The sequence below is a fragment of the Massilia oculi genome (assembly GCF_003143515.1).
GTDB classification, from domain to species: Bacteria; Pseudomonadota; Gammaproteobacteria; order Burkholderiales; family Burkholderiaceae_D; genus Telluria; species Telluria oculi.
On sequence record NZ_CP029343.1, the window covers coordinates 3093784 to 3107847 of the forward strand.

Consider the following 14064-nt stretch of genomic DNA (forward strand, 5'->3'; position numbering starts at 1 on the left):
TGTTCGCATGGATCGTTCATCATTGCCGTACGCCGGTCGAGCGGATTACACCAGCTCGACCGCCATCGCGGTGGCTTCGCCGCCGCCGATGCACAGCGAGGCCACGCCGCGCTTGCCGCCGCTGCGCTTGAGCGCGCCGAGCAGGGTGACGATGATGCGCGCGCCGGAAGCGCCGATCGGGTGGCCCAGCGCGCAGGCGCCGCCGTGGACGTTGACCTTGTCGTGAGGGATGTCGAGGTCGCGCATGGCGGCCATCGGCACCGCGGCGAAGGCTTCGTTGATTTCGAACAGGTCGACGTCGGCGGCCGTCCAGCCGGTCTTCTTGAAGAGCTTCTGCATCGCGCCGATCGGGGCGGTGGTGAACAGGTTCGGCTCCTGCGCATGGGTGGCGTGGCCCAGCACGCGCGCGATCGGGGTCAGGCCGAGCTCTTTCGCCTTGGACTCGCGCATCATCACCAGCGCGGCGGCGCCGTCGTTGATCGACGACGACGAGGCGGCGGTGACGGTGCCGTCCTTCTTGAATGCCGGCTTGAGCGACGGGATCTTGTCGACCTTGGCCTTGAGCGGACCTTCGTCCTTGTCGATCACGGTGTCGCCGGCGCGGCCGGTGACGGTGACTGGCGCGATTTCCCAGTCGAAGCCGCCCCCGGTGCTGGCGGCCTGTGCGCGCTTGACCGACGCGATCGCGAACGCGTCCTGCTCCTCGCGCGTGAACTGGTAGGTGGCCACGCACTCTTCGGCGAAGGTGCCCATCGAGCGGCCTTCGCCGGTCTTTTCGTTGCGCGAATAGGCGTCTTCGAGGCCGTCGAGCATCATGTGGTCGAACATCGGCGCGTGGCCGATGCGGTAGCCGCCGCGCGCCTTCGGGATCAGATAGGGCGCGCCCGTCATCGACTCCATGCCGCCGGCGACCACGATGTCGGCGCTGCCGGCCACCAGCTGGTCGTGGGCGAAGATGGCGGCCTGCATCGCCGAACCGCACATCTTGGACAGCGTGACGGCGCCGGTCGACAGCGGCAGGCCGGCCTTGATCAGCGCCTGGCGCGCCGGGGCCTGGCCCTGGCCGGCCATCAGGCAGTTGCCGAAGTAGACGTGTTCGACCGCGTCAGGCGCGACGCCGGCGCGCTCGACGGCCGCCTTGATCGCCACCGCGCCGAGGTCGCTCGCGGTCTTGGAAGAAAAATCGCCCATGAAGGCGCCCATCGGGGTGCGCGCCGCGCCGACGATAACGACTGGATCATTCATTGTGTGTTGCTCCATGTAAGTAGTTCGTCATTGCTGCCACTGGCAGCAATGACTCCCCGCGCAGGCGGGGCCCCAAGTTTTACATCGTTTCACCAAACAGCTCGCGGCCGATCAGCATGCGACGGATTTCGCTGGTGCCGGCGCCGATCTCGTACAGCTTGGCGTCGCGCCACAGGCGGCCCACCGGGTATTCATTGATGTAGCCGTTGCCGCCCAGGGCCTGGATCGCTTCGCCCGCCATCCAGGTGGCCTTTTCGGCGCTGTACAGGATGGCGCCGGCGGCGTCCTTGCGCAGGGCGCGTACTTGTTCCGGCTTCGTCGCGCGGTCGCAGGCCTGGCCCACGGCGTACACATAGGCGCGGCAAGCCATCATGGTCGAATACATGTCGGCGATCTTGCCCTGCATCAGCTGGAATTCACCGATCGCCTGGCCGAACTGCTTGCGGTCGTGGATATACGGCACCACGACGTCCATGCAGGCCGCCATGATGCCCAGCGGGCCGCCGGACAGCACGGTGCGCTCGAAGTCCAGGCCCGACATCAGGACGTTGACGCCCTTGCCGACGCCGCCCAGCACGTTTTCCACAGGCACTTCGCAATCCTGGAACACCAGCTCGCCGGTGTGCGAGCCGCGCATGCCCAGCTTGTCCAGTTTTTGCGCGACCGAGAATCCCTTGAAACCTTTTTCGATCAGGAAGGCGGTCATGCCGCGCGGGCCCGCCTCGAGGTCGGTCTTGGCGTACACCACCAGGGTGTCGGCGTCCGGACCGTTGGTGATCCACATCTTGCTGCCGTTCAGCACGTAGCGATCGCCCTTGAGGTCGGCGCGCAGCTTCATGCTGACCACGTCGGAGCCGGCGTTGGGCTCGGACATCGCCAGTGCACCGACGTGCTCGCCCGAGATCAGCTTGGGCAGGTATTTGCGCTTCTGTTCCTCGTTGCCGTTGCGCTTGATCTGGTTGACGCACAGGTTCGAGTGGGCGCCGTAGGACAGGCCGACCGAAGCCGAGGCGCGCGAGATTTCTTCCATGGCCACGATGTGGGCCAGGTAACCCATATTGGCGCCGCCGTATTCCTCGCCGACGGTAATGCCAAGCAGGCCCAGTTCGCCCATCTTCTTCCACAAGTCCATCGGAAACTGGTCGCTGCGGTCGATCTCGGCAGCGCGCGGGGCGATTTCGCTCGCCGCGAATTGTTGGACTGCTTCGCGCAGCGCGGCGATGTCTTCGCCATGGTCAAAGGTCAAGCCTGGGAGATGCAGCATGTCGTCCTCACGGTGAACGGTGGTTGGGCAGAGTGGGCAGCCAGTGAACGAATATGATACTCGCCTGTTACGTTAACGTAAACGTAAAGTGAAGTCGTCGTAGGCGGCTTCCCCGGCCCACGACACGCTTGCCACATCGGGACAAGGTTCGCGCTGATGAAAATGACAATAAAACTGCGACGCCGAGAATCAACATCTGTTTATTGGACAGAGAAAGAATTGCGGTTTTACGTTATTTGAAACGCATAAAAATGATTTGCCGGGCCGGTTTATGATACATGTTGTATTTGCATCATAAGACGCCCGGGAACTCGTCTTTATTGTTATCCTCAAACCATGCATCGCCGCGTTATCGGCAGGAATGAAAAATAATGATTTTTCCGATGGCAATATATTGATTGCTTATACGGTTTGCTGATCACTTTGCCTGACCCGGACAAGATACGGTCAGCAGGCAAGTCCGGTGCGTGGCACCCAGAAACGGGAGGAGTAGCGGGAAGGAGGTCGAGGAAATTCTGTCGCGTATAAAGATCTGATGGCTGCCAAACATAGCTGGAGACAAATCATGAAAACGCTGATACTTGTACTATTGCTGTCAACGATTGCCCCTTTTGCGTTCGCCAATACGGCGTATTATGAATTAAAGGTTTGGCAGAGCAATAATCAGAATCTCAAAAGCGTCGGAAAGTACGAGACATTGGGGCAATGCCGGACGGCGCTGGCCGAGTTCCGGAAGGCCAATTCGGGATGGACGGGGGGATGCTTCAATATTTAGCCCGCGATATCATTCCGGTCCCCGTAACAAGGACCTGATACAAGGCATGCATCCAATCCGCACGGCGCTCGTCGCCATTGCGGATTGAATTTCTTCGTTCTTCGACAGCCGATGCGGCGACCGCGGCTGACCGGCTGGATCACGCCATGTCGCGCGCCGTCTCGTCCTCGCTCAGCAGGCGACGGCATTCTTCCTCATGGGCCGAAATCTCTTCCAGCGCCATTTCGATATCGGCGCGCTGCTGCTCCAGGGTCAGGCGCTGCTGGGCCAGCACGCCCAGGAAGCGGTTGATCTGGGCCACGGTGTCCCGCGGCGACTCATACATGTCGACGATGCTCTTAATTTCGGACAAGGTCAGGCCGAGGCGCTTACCGCGCAGGGTCAGCTTCAGGCGGGTACGGTCGCGCGGGGTGTACACGCGGTTGCGTCCGCCCACGCCCTCGCGCTTGGGGCTGAGCAGGCCCTGGTCTTCATAAAAACGGATCGCCCTTGCGGTGATGTCGAATTCGCGAGCCAGTTCGGCGATGGTATAGGTAGTGGGCATGAGTTTCGGGCGGTTGGGAAACGTTCGCGGCTATCGCTTAGAATCGAAAAATGATACTGTGATTGCCGTTTACGTTAACTGTCAGTTTCGCCACATTGTAGCGCGGTCCACTGACCCGGAAAACGAAAGATTGCCATGAATGCCCTCGAAGCCCAGCTGGATTATCCATTTGGCGACACCATCCCCGCTTCCGGCGCCGTGCACGAGGTCATGCCGGGGCTGCGCTGGGCGCGCATGCCCCTGCCGTTCGCGCTGGACCATATCAATGTGTGGCTGCTGAACGACGTTTTCGACGAGCGGCGCGGCTGGAGCCTGGTCGATACCGGCGCCGGCACCGACGCCACCCGCGCCGCTTGGGAACAGGTTCTGGAGCAAGGCCTGGACGGCCAACCACTGGTGCGCGTGATCGCGACGCATTGCCATCCCGACCACGTCGGCCTGTCCGGCTGGCTGAGCGCGCGCTTCGGGGCGCCGTTCTGGACCACCACCGGCGAGTTCGGCTTCATGCGCATGATGGCGGCGGCGCTGCCCGGCGTGGACGGGCCGTCGGCCATTCCCCATTTCGAACGCCACGGTCTGGTCGATGCGGCGATGCTGGACCAGATGCGCAGCCGCCGCAATTACTATCCGTCGCTGGTGCCGTCGGTACCGGAAGCCTATACCCGGCTGCAGGATGGCCAGCTCGTCACGATCGGCGGCCAGGCCTGGCGCGTGATCACCGGCTTCGGCCACTCGCCGGAACACGCCTCGCTCTACTGTGAGGCGCTGAACGTGCTGCTCTCGGGCGATATGGTGTTGCCGCGCATCTCGACCAATGTCTCGGTATTCGCGGTCGAGCCCGAGGGCAATCCGCTCCAGCTCTACCTCGATTCGCTGTCGAAGTTCGCCGACCTGCCCGAGGACGTGCTGGTGCTGCCGTCGCACGGCAAGCCCTTCCGCGGCCTGCATACCCGCATCGCCCAGTTGCGCGACCACCATGTGGCGCGCCTGGCCGAGGTGATCGCGGCCTGCGTCACGCCACGCTCGGCGACCGACATCGTGCCGATCATGTTCCGGCGGCCGCTCGACGCCCACCAGCTCAGCTTTGCGCTGGGCGAGGCGCTGGCCCACTTGCACAAGCTATGGCGTGACGGAAGTTTGCGCCGGGAAATCGCTGACGATGGCGTCGTGAGATTTCAACAAATCTAACATTTCATTTGTAACCACTCGATACAATTTTTTTGGTACGTGTATTCCAGTCGTCTTGTCTAAGTAATGGTGCGTACACTTATTCATTTCGAATAATAGAATATTTTGTAAAAATCCTACTTCGGCGTATTGCTGTTGGGTATTAGTTGCACTGAGCGTAAAAACTCTTAAAAAACCACATCATTGTTACATTTTAGTTGTATGATTTGGACCTTTGGCTTCTCATCCATACGGGAGAAGAAGCCGCCCGTACAGTCTCAATAAACCCAGTATCACGATGAATTCAACGAATGAACGGGAGAGCTTCAGTGAGCGACTGCAGCAGGCCCTGAAGAACGCACACTACTCGCCCGACAGCCCCACCCGCCTCGCCCGAGAATTTAACATCCGCTTCGAAGGCCGTCCGATCACGGTCCACGCGGCCCGCAAATGGCTGGTAGGCGAAGCCATTCCTACCCAGGAAAAACTGCGCATGATCGCCCAGTGGCTGGGCGTGCCGGCCGACTGGCTGCGCTTCGGCGGCGCCGAGCAGGCCGCCAGCCTTGACGCCGCCAACGGTGGCGGCGCCCGCTTCGAATCGGCCGACGTCAAGCTGATCGCCGACCTGCAGCGCCTGGATGAACACCACCGCCAGCTGGCGCGCGAGTTCATTCGCATGCTGGTGCGCATGAACCACCAGAAAGCGGAAGCGAAGTAAGTCGTCTTTTCTCGCGGCTTGCACTTTTCGTCATGCCGGGCCGCACAAACGGCCGCAGCTGGGTCATAATCTGTTCAGGTGGCAGCATGTCCGCCACCGCCTCAGGTCCACCCAGGAGCAGCTGCCGCATGCGAAACAACTACGCCAATACCGCCCAGCTCAAGGATTTGATGACGGCGCCGCCCATGACGGCAGCGCGTCATGCCGAGGTCATGCGAGAACGCAATGCCCGGCGACGAATGCTTGAAGAGGCGCGCGAGTTGAAGAAGTCCGAAGACAAGCAGTACGACGACAAACGCTGAACGCGTGCGCCGGCAGGACGCTGGCGGCGCCGTTCAGGCGTCTTGTTCGCCCTTCATGCCGCCCCAGCGGGCGGCCTGGGCATTCTCTATCCCTAATAAATCCACGACACGGTCCACCGTGTGCTCGACCATGTCCGCAATCGTCGCCGGCCGGTGATAGAAGCTTGGCAGGGGAGGGAAGATGATGCCGCCCATTTCGGTCACGGCCGTCATATTGCGCAAGTGGGCCAGGTTGAAGGGCGTTTCGCGCACCATCAGGATCAGGCGCCGGCGTTCCTTCAGGACCACATCGGCCGCGCGTGTCACAAGGTTGTCAGAAAAACCATGGGCGACCGCTGCCAGCGTTTTCATCGAACAGGGGGCGATCACCATGCCGTCGGCTTGGTACGAGCCGCTGGCGATCGAGGCGCCGACGTCGCGGTTGCGGTGGACGACGTGGGCCAGTGCCTCGACGTCGCGTCGCTGCAGGCCGAGTTCCTGGTGCAGGGTGAGGGAGGCGGCGTCGGAAACGACCAGGTGGGACTCGATGTCCGGGGTGCCGTGCAGCCGCCGCAGCAGCTGCACGCCATAGACCGCGCCGGTCGCGCCGGTGATGGCGACGATGATCCGGCGGCGGTCGCCACCGCGCGGGCGATCAGCCATCCGATCAGTCGTTTTTCAGCAGGGTCTGCAGTTCGCCGGATTCGTACATCTCGTTCATGATGTCGGTGCCGCCGATGAACTCGCCCTTCACGTACAGCTGTGGAATGGTCGGCCAGTTCGAGTAGTCCTTGATGCCCTGACGCACTTCGGCGTCGTCCAGCACATTGACGGTGGCAACGTTGTCAACGCCGCAGGCTTTCAGGATCTGGATGGCGCGGCCCGAGAAGCCGCACTGCGGGAACTGGGCGGTGCCCTTCATGAACAGCACGACCGGGGTGGAGGTCACGGTTTCTTTGATCCAGGTTTGCACGTCGCTCATTTGATTCTGCCTTTGAAGAAAAGGAATAAGTAGATGGCGACATTCTATAACGACTTGGCCGACGAAGTTGGCCAAGTCGCCCCCACGCAGGTGGGGGACCAAGTTCGCCATCCGTCGACCACTGGTGGTCTGCGGTATCATCGACCGGTTCAAGATTATCCACAAACACGATGAAGACGTTTGCTACCTTGCCCCCAGTGGCCATGTGGGCGTTCGCGGCCGTGCTCGGTCTGCCCGCCTTGTTCGATATCGCCAGCGCCCTCTCGCGTGGCTGGTTCGCCGGCATCTTCTTCGCACTAGGGCCCCTGATGATGGCGCTGTACCTGGCCTGGTGCGCATTGCAGCGCAGGGCCGGCCGCACGGCGCTGCTGGAGTCGCCGCGCGTGACCCTGATCGGCTACATCTGCTTCGGCGCCTTCGTCGGCAGCTTCCTGGTGAAGATCATGAGCCAGGGTTCGACCCTGAGACTGCCTGGAATATGACGGTATGCAGCCGGCATTGCGGTATGATCGCCCGGTTTGTCATTCGATTATTGGAGTAGAGATGCAGCAACCCCGCCCGCGCGTACCATCGCCGAACATGAATTTCGTGATCGCCGCCCTGCTGGGCATTCCCGGCTTGCTGAACATCTATGGCGGCATCACGCGCTCCAGCGTGGGCGACATCCTGTCCGGCGTGGCGGCCCTGGTGTACGCCGCGCTGCTGGTGCGCGACGCCGTGCACATCAAGAAGACCGGCCTGCCGGCCATCCCGCAGGCGCGCATGCTGCTGATCGGCTTCGGCTGCCTGACGGTCTACCTGATCGGCATGTTCATGAAGCACAGCGGATAAACGTTTTTCCCAGGCAGATCGACACGGAGCGGCCAACGTAGCGGCCGTAAGGCGGCACTTCCAGATAACCGTGCCGTGCATAAAAGCCGACCGCGCGCACGTTCACGCGCCGCGTCGACAGCGACAGGCGATGGTAGCCGCAGTCAGCGGCATGCCGTTCCAGCTCGGCCAGGATAGCCGCGCCGGCCCCGCTGCCGGGACGCGCATACATCCGCTTGATTTCACCCACCTCCCGTTCGAGCGGACGCAGGGCGCCGCAGCCGACCGCGGCGCCCTGCGCGTCATAGGCGATCACGAAGACCGCGCCGGCCCCGCGGCAATCCTGCGGTTCGAACGACGAGGCGCCGCTGTCGCCCGTGATCGCGGCCAGCGCCGCGTCGAGTTCCGCGACCAGCCGCCGCGCATCGGGACTGTCCGGATCGGCGCAGGCCAGCCTCAGCATCTGCCTGGAACCTGTCAAGGCAGGTTCTTATTTCGCGCGCAGCTTGGCGAAGGCGTCGGCCATCGCATTGCTGGATTGCGGCGCCGAACGTTCCTGGCGCCCGTGATGGGCCACGCGCCTGGCGTCCGTGCGGTCGCCGCGCTGTTCCGGCCGCGAACCCGCCTGCGGCGCGCCGTCCGCCAGGCGCATGGTCAGCGCGATGCGCTTGCGTTTGGGGTCCACTTCGAGCACCTTGACCTTGACCACCTGGCCGGCCTTGACCACCGTGTGCGGATCCTTCACGAAGGTGTTCGACAGCGCCGAGATGTGGACCAGCCCATCCTGGTGCACGCCGATGTCGACAAAAGCGCCGAAGGCCGCGACGTTGGTCACGACGCCTTCCAGGATCATGTCCGGACGCAGGTCCGAGATCTCTTCCACGCCTTCCTTGAAGGTGGCGGTGGTGAATTCCGGACGCGGGTCACGGCCCGGCTTTTCCAGTTCCTTCAGGATGTCGCTGACGGTCGGCACGCCGAATTTCTCGTCCGCGTACTTCGACGGAGACAGAGCTTTGAGCAAGTGGCCGTCGCCGATCAGCGATTTGACGTCGCGTTTCACGTCCGCCAGGATCTTCTCGACCACCGGATACGATTCCGGGTGCACCGCCGATGCGTCCAGCGGATTGGCGCCGTTCACCACGCGCAAAAAGCCGGCCGCCTGCTCGAAGGTCTTGTCGCCCAGGCGGGGAACCTTCTTCAGCGCCGCGCGCGAGGCGAAGGCGCCGTTGGCGTCGCGGTAGGCCACGATGCCCTGGGCCACCGTGTTCGACAGGCCCGAGACCCGCGCCAGCAGCGGCGCCGAGGCGGTGTTCACGTCCACGCCCACTGCATTCACGCAATCCTCGACCACCGCGTCGAGCGAGCGCGCGAGCTGGGTCTGCGAGACGTCGTGCTGGTACTGGCCGACGCCGATCGACTTCGGATCGATCTTGACCAGTTCGGCCAGCGGATCCTGCAGGCGGCGCGCGATCGAGACCGCGCCGCGTAGCGACACGTCCATGTCGGGCAGTTCGCGCGAAGCGAACTCCGAGGCCGAATAGACCGAGGCGCCTGCCTCGGACACCACGATCTTGGTCAGCTTGAGTTCCTGGTTCTGCTTGATCAGGTCTTGCGCCAGCTTGTCGGTCTCGCGCGAGCCGGTGCCGTTGCCGATCGAGATCAGCGACACATTGTGCTTCGCCGCCAGCTGGCCCAGCGTGTGCAGCGCGCCATGCCAGTCGTTGCGCGGCTGGTGCGGATAGACGGTGGCGGTATCGACCACCTTGCCGGTGGCGTCGACCACGGCGACCTTGACGCCGGTGCGCAGGCCCGGATCCAGGCCCATGGTGGCGCGCTGGCCGGCCGGCGCCGCCAGCAGCAGGGCTTTCAGGTTGCGCGCGAAGACGCCGATCGCGTCCTGCTCCGCCTTGTCGCGCAGGGCGCCCATCAACTCGGTATCGAGGTGCATGAAGCTTTTCACGCGCCAGGTCCAGCGCGCGGTGTCCTGCAGCCACTTGTCGGCCAGGCGGCCCTGCGCCTTGATGCCGAAGCGCGCCGCGATGCGGCCCTCGCACGGGTTCAGCGGCGCATCCCACTTCGGCTTCTCGGGTTCCGAATCCAGGCGCAGGGAGACGTCCAGCACGCCCTCGCGGCGGCCGCGCAGCAGGGCCAGCGCGCGGTGCGACGGCACCGCGCCCAGGGGCTCGTTGTAGTCGAAGTAGTCGGCGAATTTTTCGCCTTCGTCTTCCTTGCCGGCGACGACCTTCGATTCGACCACGCCATGCTCCTGCACGTATTCGCGCAGCGATTGCAGCAGCTCGGCGTCTTCGGCGAAACGCTCCATCAGGATCTGGCGCGCGCCGTCCAGGGCCGCCTTGGTGTCCGCCACGCCGGGATTGGCGCCGCCGTCGGCATTGGTGAATGCCTCGCGCAGGTAGCCGCTCGCGACGTCTTCCGGATTCAGGGTCGGGTCGGCCAGCAGGGTCTCCGCCAGCGGCGCCAGGCCGGCCTCGATCGCGATCTGGGCCTTGGTGCGGCGCTTCTGCTTGTAGGGCAGGTACAGGTCTTCGAGGCGGGTCTTGTCTTCCGCCAGGGCGATGGCCTGCAACAGCGCGGGCGTCATCTTGTTCTGTTCCGTGATCGACGCAATGACCGCGGCGCGCCGGTCTTCGAGTTCGCGCAGGTAGCGCAGGCGTTCTTCGAGCAGGCGCAGCTGGATGTCGTCGAGGCCGCCCGTGGCTTCCTTGCGGTAGCGGGCGATGAAGGGCACGGTGGCGCCTTCGTCGAGCAAGGCGATGGCGGCGGCCACCTGGGCCGGGCGGGCGGCGAGTTCTTGGGCGAGGCGTTGTTCGATGGAGGGCAGCATGTGAATCGTTGTATCGAAGATCAAGCGGCCAATGATACGCCCTCATCGACGATGCGCCAGTCTTGACAGCGTGTCGCGGACATGAGAGAACAACCGGTTGACGAGAAAGCGTGCGCAGTGCGCACGGATGAGATTTGTCCGCTACGTGCGATTCCGAACAAAACGGAAGTGTTCGTATGCGAGATAATGCCGTTTATTGCCTTTTTTGATACGAAGCCACGAGACCCAATGACCACAGTCGATTATCTTCGCGAGAAAGCCAGCGACGCACCACCGGTCCGCGCTCCGGCACGTTCCCCGGCCCTTCCGGCGCCGGTGGTGAGCTGGCTGCAACGGGTCGAAGCCGCGGCCCATCCCCAGCCGAAGCTGACCGACGAAGTCGTCGACCCCAAGGCCGCGCAGTACAAATTCGTCTACGTCATGGCGCCCACCAGCGGCGGCCGCCACGTCGCGCTGTGCCTGTGCAAGGCGCGCCTGCGTCCGAACGGCGACGTGGCCGCGGCCAGCCCGGTCAGCGAAGTGTTCTCGCTGCTGTCGGCGCCGCCCGCCTATCTCGAAGGCGACGACGTCGACCTGGTGCGCTTCTTCATCGCCATGCGCAGTGGGTCGGCCCAGGGCACCAGCGCCACCGAACCCAAGGGCAAGGTGGGCGCGATCCTGCTGCAGATGCTGCTCGATCAGGGCAAGCTGCTGTGGGCGAACTCGTGGTCCGACATGGCCAGCGGCCTTGTCTATCCATTGCAGGGCGGGCCGACCCGCCTGGCCAGCCTGGCCTGGCGCGACGAAGGCCGCGTGTCCAAGCTCGGATGGTCGGTGGAGCCGGTCGGCGGCGCCGCCACCCACAGCGCGGCCGACCAGATCGACTACATGCTGCCGACCGACCCGCCGTGGTACATCGACAACCTGTCCTGCGGGCCGCTCGAACTCAATCGCGGCGGCATCGACATCTCGCTGGCCGAACTGCAGGCCCTGGTGGCGCAAGCCCCGGCCCTGACCGGCACCGACAAGAAGCGCGTCTCGCAACTGCTGCTGGCCCACGGCCTGCAGGGGCTGATGCCATTGCCGCAGCCGCTCACGCAGCGCCTGCGCAACGACGTCAAGCCGATCCCGCACCTGCTGCTCGATGCCGTGCAGCTCGCCGACGGCAACGTCACGCGCTGGCAGGACTTCGCCGTGCTGGCCTTCGACTACGATGGCCAGCGCGTCTCGTTCGACCCGTCGCAGCGCGTGGTGCGCCAGATCGGCGACCTCACCGAGATCATCGAACGCGACCCGAAGGCCGAGAGCGACGCCCTCGACAAACTGGGCGAGATCGGTTTCCGCAAGCCGGCCACCGCCCCGTTCAACGCCATGGCCGGCGCGCTGCAGCTCGAAAGCCAGGCGCACTGGCTGCGCTTTGCCGAGAACGACGTCGACGCGCTGTCCGACGCCGGCTGGCACCTGCAGAAATCGAACAAGTACCGGTATGACGTCGTGCCGGTCGAAGACTGGTATGCCGACATCGATGAGCCGGCCGAAGCAGGCAATGCCTGGTTCGAGCTGGAGCTGGGCATCGTGGTGGCGAAGAAGCGCGTGCCGCTGCTGCCGGTGCTGGTGCAGCTGATCCGCAGCGCGCCGCTCGAATTCGATCCAAGCGTGCTGGCCGCCCATCTGGAGGCCGACCAGATGCTGGCCGTGCTGCCTGACGGCGTGCGCGTGGCGCTGCCGTGGGGCCGTCTCAAGCCGATCCTCGCCACCCTGGGCGAGCTGTACTTCAACGACAAGATCAAGGGCAAGCTGCGCCTGTCCACGCTCGACGCGGCGCGCCTGGAAGAGTTGGCGCGCGGCGTCGAGCTGCGCTGGACCGGCGGCGAGCGCCTGCGCGAGACCGGCCGCAAGCTGAGCCAGTTCGGCGCGGTCAAGAAGGTCGACGCGCCTGCCGGCTTGCAGGCCACCTTGCGTGACTACCAGCTCGACGGCCTGTCGTGGATGCAGTTCCTGCGCGAGTACGACCTGGGCGGCATCCTGGCCGACGATATGGGTCTCGGCAAGACGGTGCAGACGCTGGCCCACATCCTCACCGAGAAGGAAGCCGGCCGCCTCACCAGCCCGGCCCTGGTGATCGCCCCGACCAGCCTGATGGCCAACTGGTTCGACGAAGCCGCGCGCTTCGCGCCGAGCCTCAAGGTGCTGCTCCTGCAGGGCAAGGAGCGCATGGACTTGTTCGACCAGATCGACGGCGCCGACATCGTCCTGACCACCTATGCGCTGCTGCCGCGCGACGAGGAAGAACTGCGCAAGCACCACTACCACCTGGTGATCCTGGACGAATCGCACTACATCAAGAACACCCGCTCCAAGGCGGCGCAGACAGCCGGCTCGCTCGACGCCCGCCATCGCCTGTGCCTGTCGGGCACGCCGCTCGAGAACCACCTGGGCGAACTGTGGTCGCAGTTTCACTTCCTGCTCCCGGGCCTGCTGGGCGACGAGAAGACCTTCAACACGCAGTTCCGCCATCCGATCGAACGCCAGGACGACCCGGTGCGCCGCACCCTGCTGAACCGCCGCATCCGTCCTTTCCTGCTGCGCCGCACGAAAGACCACGTGGCCAAGGAGCTGCCGGAAAAAACCGAGATGGTGCGCCGCATCGAGCTGTCCGGCCCGCAGCGCGACCTGTACGAGACCGTGCGCCTGGCGATGGACAAGAAGGTGCGCGACGAGATCGACCGCAAGGGCGTGGCGCGCAGCCAGATCGTCATCCTCGAGGCGCTGCTCAAGCTGCGCCAGGTCTGCTGCGATCCGCGCCTGGTGAAGGCGATGCCGTCGAAGAAGAACACGGCGGCGGTGTCGGCCAAGCTGACGGACCTGATGCAGATGGTCGAAGACCTGCTGGGCGAGGGCCGCAAGATCCTGGTGTTCTCGCAGTTCACCAGCATGCTCGGCCTGATCGAGGAAGAACTCGACGCGCGCAACATCCGCTACGCGATCCTCACCGGCGAGACGCGCGACCGCTCGGCCCAGGTGGCGGCCTTCCAGCAGGGCGCGGTGCCGATCTTCCTGATCAGCCTGAAAGCCGGCGGCGTGGGCCTGAACCTGACCGCGGCCGACACCGTGATCCACTACGACCCGTGGTGGAACCCGGCGGCAGAAAACCAGGCGACCGACCGCGCCTGGCGCATCGGGCAGGACAAGCCGGTGTTCGTGTACAAGCTGATCGCGAAAGGCACGCTGGAAGAAAAAATCCAGCTGCTGCAGCAGAAGAAGTCCGAACTGGCGCAGTCGATCCTGTCCGAAGGCGAATCGCAGAAGATGGCGCTGACGCAGGAAGACCTGCAGGCGATCTTCGCGCCGCTGGACGATTGATCCGGCTTGGCAGCGCCCAGGTGGGACAGCGCGAGCTTCGTGGCGCATGTCCTCCGCCAGGCGCAACGCGTTCGCTGCCGCCAGCCGGTGT

General features: G+C 64.2%; 14 protein-coding genes. 7 read left to right on the forward strand and 7 right to left on the reverse strand.

Translation table 11 applies throughout. The features are described 5' to 3' along the window. Nucleotides 1-45: 45 nt before the first annotated feature. Together DIR46_RS14210 and DIR46_RS14215 are read right to left on the reverse strand one after the other, a co-directional pair. Nucleotides 46-1245: an acetyl-CoA C-acyltransferase gene (locus DIR46_RS14210; protein ID WP_109345812.1), complete on the reverse strand. Its 1200-nt coding sequence runs from the start codon at nucleotides 1243-1245 to the stop codon at nucleotides 46-48. A gap of 79 nt (nucleotides 1246-1324) precedes the next feature. Next, entirely contained in the window at nucleotides 1325-2509 is a 1185-nt protein-coding gene (locus tag DIR46_RS14215) for an isovaleryl-CoA dehydrogenase (RefSeq protein WP_109345813.1), read from the reverse strand. 565 nt (nucleotides 2510-3074) lie between these two features. Between DIR46_RS14215 and DIR46_RS26605 the strand changes: the two genes are divergently transcribed. Continuing rightward, nucleotides 3075-3284 (forward strand): hypothetical protein, encoded by a 210-nt coding sequence (locus tag DIR46_RS26605; RefSeq protein WP_162819514.1) that lies wholly within the window; start codon nucleotides 3075-3077, stop codon nucleotides 3282-3284. Between the two features lie 139 nt (nucleotides 3285-3423). Here the strand turns inward: DIR46_RS26605 and DIR46_RS14220 are convergent, their stop codons facing one another. After that, on the reverse strand, nucleotides 3424-3828 hold the full coding sequence (locus DIR46_RS14220) for a MerR family transcriptional regulator (RefSeq protein ID WP_109345814.1): 405 nt from the start codon (nucleotides 3826-3828) through the stop codon (nucleotides 3424-3426). Nucleotides 3829-3963: 135 nt separating this feature from the next. On the opposite strand from DIR46_RS14220, the gene DIR46_RS14225 reads away from it, so the two are divergent. The 3 genes from DIR46_RS14225 (at nucleotide 3964) to DIR46_RS26945 (ending at nucleotide 6015) form a co-directional block, all read left to right on the forward strand. Continuing rightward, nucleotides 3964-5016 (forward strand): MBL fold metallo-hydrolase, encoded by a 1053-nt coding sequence (locus DIR46_RS14225; protein ID WP_109345815.1) that lies wholly within the window; start codon nucleotides 3964-3966, stop codon nucleotides 5014-5016. A gap of 277 nt (nucleotides 5017-5293) precedes the next feature. Continuing rightward, on the forward strand, nucleotides 5294-5713 hold the full coding sequence (locus DIR46_RS14230) for a hypothetical protein (RefSeq protein ID WP_040775023.1): 420 nt from the start codon (nucleotides 5294-5296) through the stop codon (nucleotides 5711-5713). A gap of 128 nt (nucleotides 5714-5841) precedes the next feature. Next, nucleotides 5842-6015 carry a hypothetical protein gene (locus tag DIR46_RS26945; protein WP_170976722.1) on the forward strand — a complete coding sequence of 58 codons (174 nt, stop codon included), beginning with the start codon at nucleotides 5842-5844 and terminating at the stop codon, nucleotides 6013-6015. A gap of 33 nt (nucleotides 6016-6048) precedes the next feature. Here the strand turns inward: DIR46_RS26945 and DIR46_RS14235 are convergent, their stop codons facing one another. Both DIR46_RS14235 and grxD read right to left on the reverse strand, forming a co-directional pair. Then, the gene (locus DIR46_RS14235; RefSeq protein ID WP_109345816.1) at nucleotides 6049-6657 is read right to left on the reverse strand and encodes a UbiX family flavin prenyltransferase; all 609 of its coding nucleotides are present in this window, start codon (nucleotides 6655-6657) and stop codon (nucleotides 6049-6051) included. 4 nt (nucleotides 6658-6661) lie between these two features. Next, nucleotides 6662-6976: a Grx4 family monothiol glutaredoxin gene (grxD, locus tag DIR46_RS14240; protein ID WP_109345817.1), complete on the reverse strand. Its 315-nt coding sequence runs from the start codon at nucleotides 6974-6976 to the stop codon at nucleotides 6662-6664. 170 nt (nucleotides 6977-7146) lie between these two features. Here grxD and DIR46_RS14245 point away from each other — a divergent pair, with 170 nt between their 5' ends. Together DIR46_RS14245 and DIR46_RS14250 are read left to right on the forward strand one after the other, a co-directional pair. Next, nucleotides 7147-7458, forward strand: a complete 312-nt coding sequence (locus DIR46_RS14245) for a hypothetical protein (protein WP_162819515.1) — start codon at nucleotides 7147-7149, stop codon at nucleotides 7456-7458. Nucleotides 7459-7519: 61 nt separating this feature from the next. Further along, the gene (locus DIR46_RS14250) at nucleotides 7520-7807 is read left to right on the forward strand and encodes a hypothetical protein (protein WP_109345819.1); all 288 of its coding nucleotides are present in this window, start codon (nucleotides 7520-7522) and stop codon (nucleotides 7805-7807) included. Here DIR46_RS14250 and DIR46_RS14255 read toward each other — a convergent pair. Both DIR46_RS14255 and DIR46_RS14260 read right to left on the reverse strand, forming a co-directional pair. Continuing rightward, nucleotides 7788-8267, reverse strand: a complete 480-nt coding sequence (locus tag DIR46_RS14255; protein WP_229446258.1) for a GNAT family N-acetyltransferase — start codon at nucleotides 8265-8267, stop codon at nucleotides 7788-7790. The genes DIR46_RS14250 and DIR46_RS14255 overlap by 20 nt on opposite strands. A 9-nt stretch (nucleotides 8268-8276) precedes the next feature. After that, nucleotides 8277-10631, reverse strand: a complete 2355-nt coding sequence (locus DIR46_RS14260) for a Tex family protein (RefSeq protein WP_109345821.1) — start codon at nucleotides 10629-10631, stop codon at nucleotides 8277-8279. 228 nt (nucleotides 10632-10859) lie between these two features. On the opposite strand from DIR46_RS14260, the gene DIR46_RS14265 reads away from it, so the two are divergent. Then, nucleotides 10860-13973, forward strand: coding sequence for a DEAD/DEAH box helicase (locus DIR46_RS14265; RefSeq protein WP_109345822.1), 3114 nt, complete (start codon nucleotides 10860-10862; stop codon nucleotides 13971-13973). Nucleotides 13974-14064: the final 91 nt, after the last annotated feature.